The organism is Pseudomonas extremorientalis (assembly GCF_001870465.1).
Lineage (GTDB): Bacteria > Pseudomonadota > Gammaproteobacteria > Pseudomonadales > Pseudomonadaceae > Aquipseudomonas > Aquipseudomonas extremorientalis.
Genome location: NZ_MDGK01000052.1, coordinates 39,966 through 57,831 on the forward strand (window position 1 = coordinate 39,966; position 17,866 = coordinate 57,831).

The 17,866-nt window shown below is 53.8% G+C and carries 10 protein-coding genes and 1 tRNA gene; 1 reads left to right on the forward strand and 10 read right to left on the reverse strand.

Translation table 11 applies throughout. The features are described from left to right. Positions 1-229 precede the first annotated feature (229 nt). On the reverse strand, positions 230-430 hold the full coding sequence (locus tag BFN10_RS28920; protein WP_060548250.1) for a KTSC domain-containing protein: 201 nt from the start codon (positions 428-430) through the stop codon (positions 230-232). 1,568 nt (positions 431-1,998) lie between these two features. On the opposite strand from BFN10_RS28920, the gene BFN10_RS19290 reads away from it, so the two are divergent. After that, on the forward strand, positions 1,999-9,351 hold the full coding sequence (locus BFN10_RS19290; RefSeq protein WP_071491009.1) for a CHC2 zinc finger domain-containing protein: 7,353 nt from the start codon (positions 1,999-2,001) through the stop codon (positions 9,349-9,351). A 122-nt stretch (positions 9,352-9,473) separates the two neighbouring features. On the opposite strand, the gene BFN10_RS19295 is transcribed toward BFN10_RS19290, so the two are convergent. The 9 genes from BFN10_RS19295 to BFN10_RS19325 form a co-directional block, all read right to left on the reverse strand. Then, a complete protein-coding gene (locus BFN10_RS19295; RefSeq protein WP_071491010.1) occupies positions 9,474-10,331 on the reverse strand; it encodes a hypothetical protein in 858 nt (285 codons plus the stop codon). An 89-nt stretch (positions 10,332-10,420) separates the two neighbouring features. Next, entirely contained in the window at positions 10,421-13,309 is a 2,889-nt protein-coding gene (locus BFN10_RS19300) for a DUF927 domain-containing protein (RefSeq protein WP_071491011.1), read from the reverse strand. Further along, positions 13,306-13,578 (reverse strand): DUF3077 domain-containing protein, encoded by a 273-nt coding sequence (locus BFN10_RS19305; RefSeq protein WP_071491012.1) that lies wholly within the window; start codon positions 13,576-13,578, stop codon positions 13,306-13,308. Before BFN10_RS19305 ends, BFN10_RS19300 begins: the two co-directional genes overlap by 4 nt. Then, complete coding sequence (locus tag BFN10_RS19310) at positions 13,575-13,859, reverse strand: hypothetical protein (RefSeq protein ID WP_071491013.1); 285 nt, start codon at positions 13,857-13,859, stop codon at positions 13,575-13,577. The genes BFN10_RS19305 and BFN10_RS19310 overlap by 4 nt, the downstream gene beginning before the upstream one ends. Before the next feature lie 529 nt (positions 13,860-14,388). Next, on the reverse strand, positions 14,389-14,694 hold the full coding sequence (locus tag BFN10_RS28925; protein WP_081609190.1) for a hypothetical protein: 306 nt from the start codon (positions 14,692-14,694) through the stop codon (positions 14,389-14,391). Next, positions 14,691-15,008: a helix-turn-helix transcriptional regulator gene (locus BFN10_RS28930; protein WP_081609191.1), complete on the reverse strand. Its 318-nt coding sequence runs from the start codon at positions 15,006-15,008 to the stop codon at positions 14,691-14,693. Before BFN10_RS28930 ends, BFN10_RS28925 begins: the two co-directional genes overlap by 4 nt. A gap of 558 nt (positions 15,009-15,566) precedes the next feature. Further along, a complete protein-coding gene (locus tag BFN10_RS19315) occupies positions 15,567-16,808 on the reverse strand; it encodes a tyrosine-type recombinase/integrase (RefSeq protein ID WP_071491014.1) in 1,242 nt (413 codons plus the stop codon). 166 nt (positions 16,809-16,974) lie between these two features. After that, positions 16,975-17,051: transfer RNA gene (locus BFN10_RS19320), tRNA-Met, on the reverse strand. Between the two features lie 193 nt (positions 17,052-17,244). Then, positions 17,245-17,796, reverse strand: coding sequence for an RNA polymerase sigma factor (locus BFN10_RS19325; protein ID WP_071491015.1), 552 nt, complete (start codon positions 17,794-17,796; stop codon positions 17,245-17,247). Between the last annotated feature and the right edge of the window lie 70 nt (positions 17,797-17,866).

Below are 17,866 nucleotides of genomic sequence, written 5' to 3' on the forward strand. Positions count from 1 at the left end.
ATGCAACTCTGGGCCGTAGGGGGAGGAGCGCTTCGAGTATGCCCCGCACTTTTCTCCAGGCATAAAAAAACGGCCTACCTTTCGGTAAGCCGTTTTTAGTACTTGGTGGTACACAGTCATTTGAACTGGGTCTGTATCGTACTGTTATATATAGGTTTTGTTGGTGTGTTGTGAGTTGGGCATACATGTGGGCATACATGCCCCTCCTTGCTACCTCTCAACCATGCCCTCAGCACTGGTAGCGATCACGAATGTACCGGTTGTAGTAAGAGCCCTTTGAGCTAGCTGACATCAACCCTTGGTGGATCGTCGGGGGAACGTTACAGAAGTCGTAGGAGTGTCCTTGCTGAAAGCGGATTCTCATTCTCTTGGTGGCAGCATCGTAGCCAACAGAGGTCATTGCATCAGATCGAACAGCAACCATATCCATATCACTTTCCCTAGCAGCGACGAGCTCCAGGTTGGTAGCTCGATCACTCGATACTAAGCCAATCCGCCGGGTGTTTGCTTCAGAGGTCTAGAACCCGCTGGGAGACCGTGCTTTCGCTAACCTCAGTAATTGGGTGAAGCGGTAAATCGCGACGTGTATCTCATCTAGCGTATCCCCGTCCCAATCCTCAACCGTCTCTAACTCAGCTCGTAAACTGACGATACGCTGTTCGATTTCTTCGACTTCAGCGGCACCGCATTGCCTAGCGATTGCCTGCCAATCGTCATCAGAGATTTTTTCGTGGAGAGCTAAGCCGGCTCGGGCATTTACGATCAGCTTCTGAAGGTTACTCATCTGAGATCTCGGGTGGGCGGCAGAAAAAGGTGCTGGGGACCCTGTCGATATCCTGAGTATACGGGGCATGAAACCCGCGGGATCGAGTTAGTGGGAGGTGGTGGAAGTTACTGAAATTTCAATCGTTGAAATTGAAAGGATCTTGAAGAAAAAGGACCATCGTTACAGCTTCGGTAAAGGTGGCTTTGTCTGTTGCTGATAGTGAACACCTGCATGGCGTCAACCAGGGTGATGGCTGTCAACCACGTCAACCTGTCAACCGACTTAAAAAATCCAGCCGCTAACACGAACACGCGGGTTCCCTACCCCGTGTCTATCCGAAAATGCCCAGGGTCCCCAGCGGCTTTTCAATTCATAGGGCAAATGCACTGGTGAACAGCTGTTCACCCGGTTCACCTGTTCACTAAGCTGGGCACCTTTCCGCTGACACGATTACGCGGGTTTCACGCCCCGTGTCTAATCAACCCTGCAGGGGCCCCCTGGGAATCTCAAGCGGGAGAGACATGAGCATGACCCACATCGCTGAAGGTTGAGCCACTTACGGGGCTAGGGGGCTGAAAATTGGTGTTACAGGTGTTACAGGTGTCACGATGTATATTATTCTATTGATTTATAAGTATTTTTTTGAGTTACACCTCTGTGCATCGCACCCAGAGGGAAGTGTTACAAGCGGTACGGGTGTTACATCGGTTGGCATTTTGAGCTGGCAGCTTCCAGTGTTTGCTAATGTTTAAATTAGGGCCGCTTCCCGCCAATAGCTTACGCTGGTGAAATGAGGTGTTGACCATTAATTCATTTTGAAAGACCGCGATGCTTCCGGTCATTTTTACTCTCGATTTAGTTACTATCCAGAGCATCTCAAGGATTTTAAAGGTCAGGAAATGGATTTCACCGTCTTTATTACGTAGGTCCGGGATACCTTGGATTGGCTTATGCCTATGATCGCGTTGATCGGCCTGCAAGGACCATGCAGACGAATTCTTGGTGCGTCTGTTCGCTCTTGGTAGCAAGACAATCAGACCCGCCTTTGCCCTCGACGGCGCATTGCATATCGGATTGTGATTTGATTGGATGCTGCTCCTCAAACGTATTGGTTTTTTTGGGCAGGACCTTGCTATAAGAGTTTGTGGATAAAAGACTTGTCCTTGACAGGGGGGGTTATCCTCTGCGATTAGGAAAATTAGCTGAAATGCTTGCGACAGCTCGGAGGTTGCGTGGACGTATATGACATCAATGAGGTCTTGGACAAAGCTCCACTGCACGATGTGGCTCGGTCTCTCGGAATGGTGTTGGAACAGCGGGGCACAACCCTAAAAACTATTTGCCCGTTTCATCAAGACAGCAAGCCATCGCTCAATCTCTTCCCTGCCGATGCTCAAGGACCTGCTCACTTCCATTGCTTTGCATGTGGCGCGCATGGATTTGCAATTGATCTTGTAAAGCAAGTCCAAGGGGTTGAGTTCCTCCCTGCTGTTCAATGGCTAGCGAAAACATTTGGAATCAAAAGCAAGCGGCAGACTACGACTGGCCGTGCCACTGAAAAGAGTTTGAAAGAACGAGCGCTTATATTCGCTCAGAAAACCTTCGATAAGCATCACGATACCGCGCGCTTCCAAGCGTGGTGCGCTGAACGCTCTTTTGATCCTGAATTTCTTTATCGAGAGGGCCTGCGATGTATCACCCACTCTGTATTAGTTTCAGAGTTGGGCGCGATGTCACATGGTGTTCGTCTCGAAATAATTGATGGACTGCTGTCACTTGGCTTTCTGGTACGACTGCGTAAGCAGACTAATTCAAGCCAACTCAAATTGACTATTCCCGATCAATTTCGGGACTACTTCCACGATGGAAGAGTCCTTATTCCGATTCGTAGTGGTCAAGGCGTCACATCGAAGATTGAAGGGTACGCAGGCCGAAGCCTTGATGCAGTGCCAGCTGAGGGGATTGCTAAATACCTCCTCAGCCCGGGTTTGCGCAAAGCAGATCAGTTGTTTAACGCGCATCAAGCACTCCCGGCGGTAGCTAAGGAGCTCAAAGCGAGTCAAGCCACCGCGCTCTATTTGGTTGAAGGTTTCCTCGACGCTTTGCGGTTTCAATCTTTGGGATTGCATGCAGTTGCACTAATGGGGACCTCACTTAGCGACCCTCAGTTTGAGCAGCTCAAACAGCTAGCGGAGGATCTTCCCGCAGGGCAAGAGCAAACAGAGTTTGATGTTGTCATCATGATGGATAACGACCGAGCTGGTCTTACTGGAGCAAACCGGCTGGTGCGCCGTCTATTGGGCTGGCGTGGTGCGAGATTACGTTGGGTGGGTTTTGATCAAAATGCCGTAAATAGCTTAGGTAAGGATCCAGATACCTGCCTTCAAAAAGAAGAATCAGGAACATCTGCCAAAGAACTCTTGGATAAGTACACTTTACCCGCAGTTGCAGTTCTGCTGGTGGCGGAACTCGAACGTACTGATGCGACCGAGCTACAAGTTGAAAGTTGGACAACGATGACTTTTTCCCGGAAGGAACGGGCTTTGTTCCGGGTCGCACGAAGTATTCGTCAATTGGCTGGACGTCAGTCCTTACATCAGTTGGAAGCATGGCTGAATGCTCATTTAAGAGGGCATGCCGGGACATGGTGGCAAGATCTTCATGATCTATTGTTAGATCAAGATATCGCTAGAGAACGTTTTAAGGCATCTGAAGTATTCTTAAACGGTCAGGCCGAACGCCTGCGTCAAGCAAGAGTGCTCGCGTACCACGGTGCGCGGCGTGGCGAGTTGCCCTGCGACGAAGAAGTCTGGCTTACACTGGACGTGAGCGCCAGACTATTTGATCAATTAGCAACTGATCGTTTGTGGCTTCCACGGTGGGAGTCTGCAGGTATCTATGATGCAGTATACTTACCACGCAAGCTCAGCGCGGATGCCAAAGTGTTGGATGACCCCCGTCTAAAAGTCATGCCACATCCCGCCGATCTACATTTGCAGCAGGTCCTACTAAACGAACTGTTAACCCAGCGACATGATCAACTTACATCTGCGGGAAAAATGTTTTCTGAGTACGTCCCAGCTGTGCGCTGGTACTCCTCGCAGCAGAGACTTGAGGTCACCGGAAACGAGGATGAGCTCCTAGCTCTCGACGGTGAGGTGCCTGCACTCAGCTTTGGTTACCAGGTAGACATGGATGTTTTAGAAGGTAGGCGACCACCTTCCGATCAGGGAATGTTTAGGCCTTATGGGCAATGTTGGCGGGCGTTTATGGAGTCGCTGCACAAACAGAGTAGCGCTATTGGCAATCGTGTACATGTCTTACGCTTGGATGCGAAGCGGTACTACGATTCCATCCAGCGCTATGTTGTACGAGATGCATTGCTAAATCCTGTAAAACAGGCGCTTATCGGAAACGGTACAGATTTCTTTTATACGTTGCTTAACAGGCCGCAAACGGAAAGTCCTGAATTAGTTGCTGAGTGCTTTGTGGACAGGTTATGCGATAGCTTATTTGCCTACAGCTACCCGGATCCAGACACTGGCGAAACAAAGTTTAGCCAAGAGTCCATAGGTATTCCGCAGGGCCCTGTTATATCGGCATACATAGGTACGATCGCACTTTTTCCTGTGGACCTGGCCGCGCGTCGTTTCATGCGCAGCCATGTTCGGCAAGGGCCAAATCAGAGCATCATGCCTCGTCTAGGTTATGCCCGTTACGTTGACGACATTGTTTTGCTTTCCGATAGCGAGGAGCTGTTGAGCGAACTGCGCCAAACACTACAGGCATCGGCCTCTAAACTCGACATTACCTTGTTGTTAAAGGGGGACTCTGTTGAATCCGGTACACCAGCAGAGATCATGCAGCAACTTAACGAAGGACGTGGGTTCGCTGCTTCTTTGCCCGCCTGGGAGCCTCCATTTGTTGGAGATGGTGAGTCTGGATGGGGACTCGGCGGGGATTTGCCCCAAATGGATCGCCAATGCGCTTTACGCCTACTTCGCCATCCTGGCTTGATGGATAACCCCTCAAAAATTCACGAAAAGATCAAAGAAGCTATATTCGCTCCAGATCTGAGACCGACTGATCTTGGGCTTTGCGCCCGATGGATTTGGTGGGAGGTAGCAACTGGACTCACAGCTCAAAATGCCACCCCACAGAAGATCTGGGACAGATACTGGGATTTGTGGCTTTACGTTTGCGAAGAACATGATTGGGCGACCGAGTTTAACGTCCGAGGTTATGACTGGCTTTATGCAGTTGAGGGACTCGACAAACTTCTTGCCCCGAACCCATGGATGGAGAACGATCAGTCCCAGAGTCAGGTTCCGGGGAATCGTGCGACGCTAGTTGCATTGGCAAGTGTCGTAGGCTCAACGAGTTTCTTTGATAACCTGCCACCAAGCTTGGTAAATCATATTCACATCCGTCACCGTTCTCGCCTAGTTACAATGAAGGCTCGAAGGCTGGACCGACCGCAAGAAATGCCGCCTGCCTCATCCCCTCAAGGATCCCGTCAACTCACTCGAATCGAATGGCTTTGTTTTGCTGCGGAGCAGCTTCGCGAACCCCACGCGAATGTTCATCCGATTAACCCGTTGGTACAAAGAAGGCCAGTGGGGCATCGTGCGTCGCTCGCCCAAAATATCTGCGATCTATTGCTGCCGGATCAAGGCCAAGATGCATCAGGAGATTTGGACGCGGCCCGAGATCTAGCCCTGGACATGGTTATACGTAACGTACAAAGCATTAGACTTAACGATGTTATAAGGTACTTTGGACACCTTCTGACAATTAACGGCGAAACGGACTCCATTACTATTTTGCCCAGTCTGCCTCTCAGTACTCAGGAAGCGTTTTGGGGTTATTCGGGCATTCCTGAAAAGTATTTGCTATATCGATTCTCAAAAGGCATTCCAAAGGAGCAGGTGGTACTTTTTGGCGTGGAGCTTACTGAGGCAGAAGCACCTGTTTCAATGCCAAAAGTTCTGGAGCTTAAACCCGCTAAACTAAATGAACTACTCACTCGCAGCACTACTAGCGCCCCCGTACCGTGGAAAACATTCGTAGCCACACAGGCAGGCGGTACGTGTAGAACCCACCTTGCAGCGAATCTGTTTAGGTCTCTCCTTGCCTTGCAGAAACAAAGTGAGGACGCAGATGGAAATGTTGCAGTGCCGGTCGTGCAGCACCTCTTTGTGAGCACTGAGCAGGACGGACGAAAAATACTGCACTTGCTAGCAGACCCTGTCCCTCATGTTGAGCTTGGTGTCAGCGCTTGGCATGGCGACGCAGACGGACGTCTGCGAGTAGTCAATATCCCTCATACCGGCGCAGACTTCTGGCGAGTTGGTTGGGTGGTGGCAGACGCGCTTGGGCTTGCCGTAGATATGGCTGGCGAAGGCGGAGAGCGTGATGAAACACTAGGCGAGACTAGAACCTCTGTTGAGCATTACATTTTACGGCAGCAGCTGCGGAAGCTACAGGGGGTCTACCTTTCAGATTCACAGATTTGGTCGACTGATCAAGACGGTATACCGAACACAGTAAAGCGTGCTTTGGACTTGCTCCTCGCATTCGACTCGGAGTCCTCACCCGAACAACAAACTAGACAGTTATTCGAAATGGAGGCCGAAACTCGCGCCATGGCGCTTAGGCTCCAGCAGTTTGGAATGGGGCTTCGCAATCATCTGCACGAAGTGCCATTACGTGTACTAAATCGACTCCCTCTATGGGCCTTGCAAAATCTCTGTCTAAGCGAGCAGGGCCCCGGGCTGCGTCCAGACTTCGCTCTGATGCTAGCTCTTGCGTCTGCCGTCGATTGTAAAGAGTCTGGCACAGTCGAACCCCTCGCGGGAGCATCGCAAGCATTGCGAAACTCGTTAGTTCTGGCTGCGACAGCCGTTGGACTAAGGGGATGTGTGTCCTCATTGTGGGGGGTATCGCGAGAGAAAGGTGCGCGACGTATGCCTGATAGGCTTCCAATTCCTGCGAACTGGAACCCTCCTGATGCTGTGCATAATGACCCCCAACCTGACTACACAGCGATACGCAAATGGTTGATTGAAGGAGAATGGGCAGCCCTCACAACCGCCAGTCCATGGCATTGGATGTTGGCGTTAATCGGGATACTGGAAGGCACCTGTCCACAGGCTTTTGATCTAATGCCTTTGCGAAAAATCTATTCAATGCTTTCCGTATGGCAAAGCGATCCTTCCAGTGTAGGTGAGCATGCTGTATGGCCGTACGATGGTTTACCTGCAATCCCGACAGAAAGGTGGGTAGAGCTGCTTGAGGCTCTTCCTGTTGCTATGAAAGAGTTGGATGAGCTGTTGGGTATCCACGTTGTTAGCGCCACAGCTGCTCAATATCGTCGCAACCCCAATACTGATGAATTCACAGATGCCTTCAGTGAGGAATGGTCACTCAGCAAGCCACAATATACCGGTATAGGCGCAGCGGATCGGGTGGCGCGTGTTCGCAGTGGCGCTCGCAACCTTAGCGTATGGAGCGAGGTGCGCAGGAAAGCAGATAACGAGCTGCTATCGGTTCATACTCTAGATCGAAAGCTCGGCGACTGGGCCGGGATGGCTACTCCTGAAAGGGGTAAGCGTGTGCTGCCCGACGTAACAATCACCGCACCTAAAGCTACGGCTGAAAACGCAACTTTTCCCCGGCCGGCCGCTGAGCGGAAGACAGATCCAACTGGTGATCAATCTCAGCCAACTAGTCGGGTCGATGCAGTCAAAGAACGTTCTGACGTAAATGATTCTAGGAATAGCGAGTCGAGTGAACCTGACTCACAAAATTTTGATATTGAGTTCCGAGCATCCCAAAGGAATTCTTGGAAAAGGCGCGGGGAGGCTAAGTCTGACGCACAAATGCGGGTAGCGCTTTTTCAATGGAAGATCGTGGATACTTACTCGCATCCTCTTGCAGAGGCGGGCTTAGTTGGCTTCGACCTGCCTCTTTGGGTCAACGATGAAATCGAAGATCACTGTATTGATGATTTCAAGGATTTGAGTGAGGCTTCTAAGCAAGGGCAGGAGTACAAATGGAAAGAGCAGCGAAGTATTGAGAGCTGGCCAGAACACCGAAGAAGGGCACTACTAAAGAGAGCTCTTGAAGCTTGTACGGACTTGGGTGTTGAACTCCTCGTTCTCCCAGAAGTATCAGTCCGACCCGATACTATTGAATGGTTAAGAGACAAGGCATTAGCCAATCATAAAAATCTTTGGGTTTTGGCCGGCACTTATAGGCAGTTTGAGCCAAGCAACTCAGATAAACATCTGATGGAGCCGCTCACTCTGTTATGGCACCCACCAGAGGCTTTGGCACGACAACTCGGGGTGGACGAAGCTAAAACTTTCGAGTTTGTCAGGGGGAAAAAATACCGGGCGGTGGCGGCTAAGGAATTCTTCCAACCCCAGTGGGATCCGCTTAAGCCGCTCTTTTCCAAAGAGCGGCTGTTGCACGAGGTACTCGAAACGGTGGGCTGGGCATCCTTCACGGATAAAACGATGGTGGACCTAAAAGCTCTTCTGACTGCCCTTGATGAAAAATCACCGGTAATGCAGTACTGCATGGAGCTAATTTGCTCGGAGCTGTTTTTGATGACCAGCCCCGCCAATATTCGCCCCCTACAGAACGAAATTGCGGCATTACTTCAACGCTTTCCCAATAAGCAAGCCGACAAGGCAAGCGAAATTGTTCTCGAGGACTTCAAGGCGTTAGGAGAGCTCCTCGATGTGGCCCAACTTAAGCGTCCTCGGCGCTCAGTGCTCCTTGTTCCGGCCGCTACGTCTCGGACCAATGACTACTGGCACGCTGGCCAAGCGAGCGTACTGGCGTCTGGTACAGCAACAGTATTCTGCAATGCAGTTTTGGATAGGGCATTTGTGGGAGGGAGCTGCTTCATTGGCATTGATGCCGTGTCGCAAGCGACAAGGCATACGGGGATAGTAAGTGCTTTGACCCCTTATCATGGGTGGCATAAGGGCATTTATTTGGGGCGTGCGTCCGACGCGCTTTCGAAGGCAGACCAAGCATTAGTTGTTGTGGATCTAGACCCTATTCATGTCGTAAGCGGAAAACCACGTCCACAATTGTTGGCCGAACCAATGTCGATGGTGGCTTACCTTCCCGTTGTTGAAATACTGGACCGGGAAAAAAACAGCCACGAATTAGCACGGCTGTTGAGCGAGAAAGTAGATTTAAAATTTCGTGGTCGACTTGGTGAGCTAATGAAGTATGTAAGCCATCGGACCAAAAATTCGAAGAAATTTTACTCTTCCCTCGAACAACTTATTGGGCGGAGGGATAGTCCGAGACTAGAAGGGCAGGAGCTTGAGGATTTCACAAAATTTTTCTCTGACGATTATGCCGTCCGTGAGCGTTTAATTGCGTGGCAAAACGACCGTCATCAGCAGCCATCGTCATTGTCAAACCCCTTGGGCTTAGAGCCTGCTTGGCTTGATTGTTTAGTCGCGGATTTAACGGCTGGGGGGGACTTAGCTACTGTGACCGTGCCGTCCTGGACCGCCGAAGATGCGGGTCATCCGGGAGAAATGATGCCCGAGAAGTAAGGCAATGCTCGTGTAGTACATCCATGCAAAGCCGCTACTCATTATAAACGCTCTGCATTTGCGCTAGGTGATGGGACGTGACGGGGAGAGTAAACAGCCCGCGAGGGCGGGCTGATTCGGGGTTACGCGGCGAGTAGTTCCTCCAGGGAGATGTTGCGGGCGACTGCTGCCAATTCGGCACGATCAAGTCTGGAATGGAAGGGCCCGAAGCGAGGCACATCAAGCCGAGACAATACATCGCCCATCCCGCCTCTTTGGTAGCTGACGGCAACTATGCGCGCGCCCAAATCCATCAGTCGCTCGGTTGCGGCATTCCATTCCTCGTCCAGTGCAAATCCTATTGCACTCAATGCTACTGCCTTGGCTTCATCTCCACGTTGGCGGGCATTCGTAATTTGAGCTTCAAGACTATCAAGCTCGACTTGGAGAGCACCGAGGATCAGGTCTTGCCTTCTGACCTGCTCGTCCGTTGTTGCCAGTTGCTTAGCAGCCTTTTGCATTTCGCCGCTTGCTGATTTTTCTCCTTCGCTGTCGCCACTTGCCAGGCATTTTGCGTAGGACGTCGCCGCGTCACGCTCAGCTTGTTGCGCCTTTTCCAGGGCTTGATCGGCTTCTGATTGAATTGTCTGAAACCGCTCGTTCAGGTGCGACTTTTTCCGTTCCAGCGCTTCGACTTCAGCGGTTGCATCGGTCATCGCTTGAATAGCGTCAGCTTTGATCTGATCAATTTTTTCCAGCTTCTCCAAGTGTTGAAGCTTGCGATCAATTGATGCCAGCTCATCAGGAATCGCATCTATCCGGGCTTTGACGCTTGATAATTTTTCCATAGCCTCGCGGCTTTCAGGGCTTCCAATTACGTTGCCATTCGCACTGAATCCGCTGGGTGCATTGCGCCATTCGGCTTCCAGTTGTGGCAGGCTTTCTTCCAGTGTTTCCAGTTCTTGAATCAAGGCGGCTTGTTGCTGTTTTAGCTGGTTCATGTTGCGTTCCTAAAGGCGAAAGGTTGATTGGTTTTTTTCGTTGGCGGGCCAGGCCAAGGTGAGCCTGCATTCCTCATGGTGCCGCCCTGTTAGGCCGCCTGGGTGCCGTGATCACCTTGTTCTGGCACTGCGACAACCACATAGCAGCGCTGCAAACCCAGTCCGGGTAGTCGCACTGCGGTTGAGGCTTTGCCGTCCTTTCCAGGCTCTAGAACACCCCTTCGCAAAAGCTCTTTGTTGACCGCACTCAGGTTCATGCCTCGGAAGATCTCAGAGCGCCATGCTTCCGGCAGCACGTAGTAGGTGTTGGTGGTGTGAAGGGCGTCGCCCATGCCGTGTTCCATCGTCTTGCGAAAGCCCAGCCGATCAATCGTGCGTGGGCCGTGCTCATCGATCTTGGCGGCGGCAGATTCCCAGCGGGTAAAGCGGCTTTCTCCATAGCGTTCGATGACCTGTCTCAGCCGCGCCAAAATCGCATCACCCTCGAAGTTACCGGCGCCGCCACGCTCGGCTAGCCACGCATGCAGGCACACCCGTGCGGCGGTCGTGGCTGTGCCATCCGGCCAGCCGGTGACGCCGAAGGCGGTGGCCAACTCTCCTGCGGCGGCTGCGAGGCCGAAGCGAAGGGCGGCACGCTGCGCCTGACCACTGGCCAAGGCGGGCAGGTTTTGGGTGATGAACTGCTCCACCGTGCGGCGAACGATCACCGACCACCTGAGCATTTCTCCAGGCGCACACAGTGCGTGCAGGAAGGCGGTGAGGGGCGTGCCGTAGTATTTGGCTACGCGGGCCTTGAGCGCATCGGAGAGGGTGGCAGCGTCCTCAAAACCGTTCAGCACATCGAACATGCCGAGGCCTTTGCTGGCATCCGCTGGCACGGCGAGCATGCGCACCTCCATACCGGCTTTCAGCTCCTTGTTTGCATCCGCCATGTGCTGCGCCAACGTCTTCTCGCCGGTTGAGAGAAACAGCAAGCGCCACTCCTGCACCTGTCGGCCCGCTTGTCCTCGATCATTCGCCCGGGCCTTGCCGGTGCCGTTGCCGAGCATGTACACCGTCTCGCCAATAATGCGCGGGTCGCACATGCCGATTTCATCCAGTACCAGGAGACCGTCTGAGTGTGCGGCGGCGATGGACTCCAGGGCGTTATCCGTGGAGCGCCACGAGCGCACCAGACGGGGCCCACCATAAACCGAGGCTGCCACTTGCAAGTGAGTGGTCTTGCCGCCGGAGCTGTCGCCGTAGAGGTGGAAGCCGCCCGACTCATGTCCGAGCATGTTCAACAGTGGGCCTGCAAAGGCCACAGAGACGACAAACGCTAAGCGGTGGTTGCCAACGCACAGCGCGCCGATTTGTTGCTGCCATTGCTCCAGAGAGCCGGCCTCGCTGATCGGTGGCAGTTGGGCACCGGCTTCATAAAAATGCAGGTGCTCGGAGTGTGAGCCGATCTGTTGTTCGGGTAGAAGGAATGCGTTTTCGTGCCAACCCAGGCGCGTTACCAAACGTGCGCGCTGGGCGCTGTCGAAGCCACCGAGGTAACTCTGCAGATCATTGCGTGCGTTACGTCCAGACCGGCTTCCCGCGAGGCGCAGGCCCATGTCGACCAACGGCCCGAGTACATCCTTGCCGAAGTCGCCGGTCATGGTTCGTGCCGGAATGTTCCAGCGTTTTTTTGCGCCGTCCGGGTCGTCGAACTCGACCAATAACCCCCAGTTATGGCCCTTGTCGTCGCGAGTACGGGCGATGATTTCGAGAGGCGAACACACAGGACGCGCCTCGCCATCATCGCCGGAATAAAACACCCCTTCAGACGTCAGGCGAAAGCCGCCCGGCAATAGGTCATTTTTCGATTTCGCAGGGCGTTTGGCGGGTGCCTTGGCCTTCTGTTCTTGAGGTTCAGTTGGCTCAGCGGCACCGCCGAAAAACTCACCGCTGCGCACCAGCTCGGCTACGTGGCCAGCGGTCCACCCTTTGGCTAACGCATCCGCTGCATCGTCGCCGTCTGCCCATTTTCCACCCTTGATGAGCGTGGGCTTTCCGCCTTTGCTGCTGGGCTTGAGCTTGAACACGTCGAGCGAGATTCGTTGTACCGAAGCGACGCCCAGCTCAATCAACTTGAGCTCGATGGCGCCCATGCAGGTCTTCCCGCTGGCATCGTTATCCGGCCATAGCACCACCGTGCGCCCTTTGAGTGGCGTCAGGTCGGCCTTGTGCCAAGAGTTGGAGCCGTTCGGCCAGCACGTGGCTACATGGTCGGGCATCAGTTCAGCGGCGGCATCAGCAGCCTTTTCGCCTTCACACAGCACCACAGGCGCATCGGCGCGCTGTGCCAGCTCATCCAGGCGCAGCAGTGGCCGAGGCTCCAGCAATCCTTGCCAGCGCCATTGCGTGGTTTGCCCATCGGAGCGCTTGCACCAGGTCAACGGTGCGAAAACCTTTCGCGGCTTGCCGTCTTCATCGGGACCCAGGTCGAAGCGATACAGCGCCATGACCGGCTGGCCCTGAGCATCGCGATAGATCCACACTTTGGACGGAACACCGTGTTGCCGGTGTTTGGTTGGACACTTATTCATGGCCTCGGCCGGGATCGGTTCAATCGCAATCCACTCCGGCGTTGCGCTTTTGACCGGTGCGCTTTTGGCAGTCGCAGAGCCAGCGGAAACACTGAGCAGATCCGCCAGCTTTTTGCAGGCATCAACGTCCGTGCCGCCGTCGATGTAGCGCACCAGATCGATCAGGTCGCCGCCCTTATCACCGGTGGCGAAATCCGCCCAGGTGCCTTTGCTCAAATTGACCTTGAGTGAGCCTGCACGTTTGTCCGTGCGCGTCGGGTTTGGTGCGGTGTATTCCTTGCCACCATCGACGCGTTTGCCGTTCGGTAGCCAATGCGCAAGCACACGGTCGATGTGCTTCAGGGCAACGCTTTTTACGTCGGCAAAGCTGGGGCGTTTTGAGGTGTTGCCGGTGCGTTGAGTCATAGGGCGGTCCTCGACTCAAGCAACGCCTCGTTCACGTCGTCGATCAGTGCCTTGGCCATCTCGCCGAGGTAGAACGCAGGCCAACTAAAACGTTCGCCCGCATCGCTGATGGCGGCGTCGAGGATCAGTTGATTGGAGTGGTGCAGAATCTGGGAGACGGCTTCAAGTGCGTCCTCTAGCGGGATACCGGCATTCACCCGAAACAGGTTTTGGCCATCACCGTTGGCTGGGGAAAACTCAGAGCGCCCAAGCGTGCTGGAGTGGGTCACAGAGCACCGCCTTTCTGGCCCATCGGCACAGAGGAAGCATCGCCATACATGGTGAGTGTTTTGATCAAGCCCAAGGTGCCGCGCACGTCCCAAATAACAGACGACAGGACGCGGTTGGAGAGCAGGGGTTTATCGCCGTCTAAGTGATCTTCCAGCAGCATGAGAACTGAATCGGCGCGGTCGAGCGCACAAGTGATGGCGTCGATAGGCAGACCGGCTTCGGCGTCTTGGCTGACGCAGAGGAGATCCTCGGGCAGTGAAAAGCCTTGGAGCATGCTCATTGAGCACCCCCTGCGGTTTCCAGGGCGCGAGCCTTGGACATATGAGCGTTGTAACGGGAAAGGCGTGTAGCGAGGCTGGAGTTGGCGTGTAAAGCGGCGAGAGCCATTGCTCGATGAGCAGCGGCGCGAATTTTGGACGGATTAAGGGCGTGCATGTGGTGAGCTCCTACTTTCAGACTGGAGCCGCCACCGTCCTTCCTACGGGATTGGGTGGCAGCTGTGCACGGGGTAGGAATACCGGGATAGTAGGCACCCGGCCAGGCCGAAGCCTGCCCGCACACAGCCGCCATAACACGTAACTGCGGACGAAAAAAAACGCCGGCAGTTGTGATCTGGGCGCTGATGCGCCTACTAATTCTCGGGTTCCTACGCCCGGTCGCTGAATTTGCAGCGACGCGAAGAGAGTAGCGTCCGTTTTTTGAAAGTGCAACTGTGCTGAATGCTTGCGGATTTTTTCGATGCAACATAAATTGCTTAGGCATATAGATTTACCTCAACGCCTCCGGTTGCCCCCGGGGGCGTTTTCATTTCAGGCATGGGCTTCCCAGCGCAAGGACAGAAGGGGTAGGAAGTTGGCTTCGAGGCAAGATCGTGCATCTTCGTAAGCATCGATTTGTTGGCCTTCGTCCGCGATCACGGCACGCGGGGCTTCGCTAGGAATGGAGAGCGCGCACCAAGTGCCGTCTGCCCATCGCATGACGACGACAACTCGATTCAGGCGTTTTTGTTGCGTTCTGTGACGCTCAAATCGTTGCATCCAGTGCGATGAGAAACCCACTTTTCTGAGTACAGAAAAGGGCTGCAAGATCGCCTTGTTAGGGATGCGGTTCGTCATGCCGCCACCCTGTCTCGAGCTGCGATTCGTGCACGCGTCCAATCTAAAACTTCAGCCAGTACCCATGCGACGGGAGCGCTACGGGCGCTACTACCGCTTAGTTTTACTGGAAGTGGGAAGCCGCTATCCGCTTGCTGCATAAGTTTGTAAATCGTTGGACGTGCTAACCCGACTATGCCCATTACTTCCGGCATACGGATCAGAATCGCTGAAGGATCTGCAGCAGGATGACTGGTTCGCTTGGCGCTCAGATCGCTCGTTTCGTAAGAGCGGATTTCGGTGGGATTTGCGTACTTGCGGGTATGGTCTTTCATGGATAACCCCTGGTTATGGATACAGGGGTATCTATCTATACATTTATCTAGACGAAGAAAACCACTTTTCCCCTAGACCGATCAATGTGTAGTCAATATGGGGGCAACGCAGGGTGAACGCGGCGGTTTAGTAATTGCGCAGCTAGCACTGGTCGATAAGGTGGCAGGCGTCAGCGACCTGTCCACGGCAGAGATCATAGAGCGGTTGCGCTGAGAGATATTTGAGCAGGCCGCTGCTTCGCGCCGAATGCAATACGGTTTGGCGATCAGTCATTGCCAAGTGTCTCAGGCGCGGTGTAACCGAAAGTCCCACGCCCTGCGATTGAAGGGCGGAGCCAGCGAAGGTCGCTTGGTAGGCTCGGGCGAAAAACGCCTGCCCGCAGCACCTGAGCGCTGACTTTTGCGTTACACGTTGGGGTAGCGTTACATCCGATGTACGCTATGTCGCTCAACTGTGTAACGGGCGTGAAAGCCAATGAATTCAGGCACTTGGCGAGTTGCGTTACACGAGTAACACGCGTTACACCGGATTTAGAGGGGGGGGCAGGATAAGTGCTCTCACACTGCCTTCCCAAATTGACCTTGCACTACATTCCCGGCCTCTAGGGAATCGAGATGATCGGCGTACCACTGCATCATCTGTGTGCGTTGCTCAAGGTACTGAGCCTTGTTGTAAATCCCTCGAACACCTTGTGCCTTGTGGCTGAGTTGGGCCTCGATATGGTCAGCTGGATATCCGTGCTCGTTGAGGATCGTGCTGGCGATGTGGCGGAAGCCATGGCCGGTCTGGCGGCCCTCGTAACCAAGGCGTCTGAGTGCCATTAGGAATACGGTATCGCTGCGGGGTTTAGTGCGGTCGCTCCTACCTGGAAACAGGAGTGGATAAGCGCCGGTTAGTTGCCGAAGCTCTAATAGTGCTTCCACTGCTTGAGTGCATAGTGGCACCAGGTGCTCACGACCTTTCTTGCGACCCTTGCGCTCGACTGGAACGGTCCACAGCTTTTTGTCGAAATCGAACTCTACCCAATGTGCTTCTCGGAGTTCGCTGGGGCGTACAGCCATCAGGGTCAACAGCCTTAGGCCGAGCTGAACATCTTTGGCGTGGGGGTAGGAGCGTATCGCTCGAAGTAACCCCGGAAGTTCATCGGGGGAGACGTGGGCGTAATTCTCTGCCTTTCCCGAGGACAGAAATTTATGCACACCCTCCAATGGGTTGTTGACGGCTCTGCCGGTCACGCGAGCCAGGTCATAGATATCTTTGCAGTAAGCCCTCACACGGCTCATCTGTTCCAGAATCCCCTGACGCTCAAGTCCTCTCAATAGCTCCATCCACTCCATCGACATGATAGAGGTGTAGGGACGTTTACCGACCGAGGGGAATACATGGCGTTCGAGTGCGCCAAGTATCCTCTTGGCCGTACCAGCGTCCCAGCCGCTCAGGCGAGACGTGTGCCACTCCCTTGCCAATGCTTCAAACGTGTCGTTGGCCGCATCGATCTCGGCGGCTTGGCGAGCTTTCTTGGAGGTGATCGGGTTCTTACCTTCCGATGCGTCGGAGCGTAGATCAGCCGCTTTCTGTCTAGCAAAAGCGCCACCCACTTCCGGGTATCCGCCAAGACCAAGCCATGACCATTTGCCGTCCGGCTTCTTGTAGCGTAATTCCCAGGACTTTTGGCCGTTTGGCTTGACCCTGAAATACAGCCCTGGGCTGTCTAGTTCGCGGTATGCCCCGGCCTCAGGCTCCAGGCTGGAAAGTGTCGTGTCAGCGAGAGGGCGTCGCTTGATATCTGTGCGTTTCATCCTTGTATGCCTTCAGTTCAATTATTTATGAAGCATACACGTGGGCATACACGGAGGGGAAGGATAGGGGTAGATAGAGGTGGACAGCCAGAAACAAGAAAGCCCGCACTAGGCGGGCTTCTTGAGGTGATTCATAGACTGCTGTAGACATCTATGGATCGGTACTTGGTGGCTACACAGGGACTTGAACCCCGGACCCCAGCATTATGAATGCTATGCTCTAACCAACTGAGCTATGTAGCCAAGTGGCGCGCATTATTCGCGTAGAACGGCAACGCGTCAAGTATTTATTTTGAATTTTTATCTACGCTTTCAACTGTTTAAGCGAAATTGCCGGATCGGGCGACGAGTGGTTCGCGATTCACCCGTCTGCACAGCAAGAAAAGCCTGATCGCGTTGGGCAGATATCCCTGCCGCCCAACGCGGGGGGCTGATATTAAGGGAACTTCGCGTTGTGAGTGGCGCGTTTAAGCTGTTCACGCGCCCGGGAGAGGCGCGAGCGAACCGTGCCGATCGGAATGTCCAGTGCGTCGGCGGTGTCCTGATAGCTGCCGTCTGTTTCCAGTGAGGCGTACAGCGTCTTTCGCATCTCTATCGGCAGGTGGTCGATGGCGCTCAAGGTTTTCTCCAGGCGCCGATTGATTTCAAATTCCCAGTCCAAGTTATGGTTCTCTTCCTGTCCATGCCATAGCGATTCGTCGAATTCGCAATGCACGGGCTTGGCGTACAGCCGCCTGAAGTGGTTGCGTATGAGGTTTTGCGCGATTCCGCACATCCAGGTGCTCAGCGTGGCGTTCCCGCTGAAACGCTCACGGTTGCGCCAGGCTTCCAGATACGTCAATTGCAGCAGATCGTCTGCATCTTCGGGGTTGAGTACGCGCTTGTGGATGAATCTGCGAAGTTTTTTTTGCTGGTCGTCTGTCAGGTGAAGCATGAATTGAGGCGAGCTGCCAACCAGGTGCGCTAAAGCATCAATAGGGATATTCATGGATTTTTCCTTGGAGTAGACGCAGTCGAAAGGTGTCGACGAAAACCCCATTTGCACTGGCTGTGCCAGG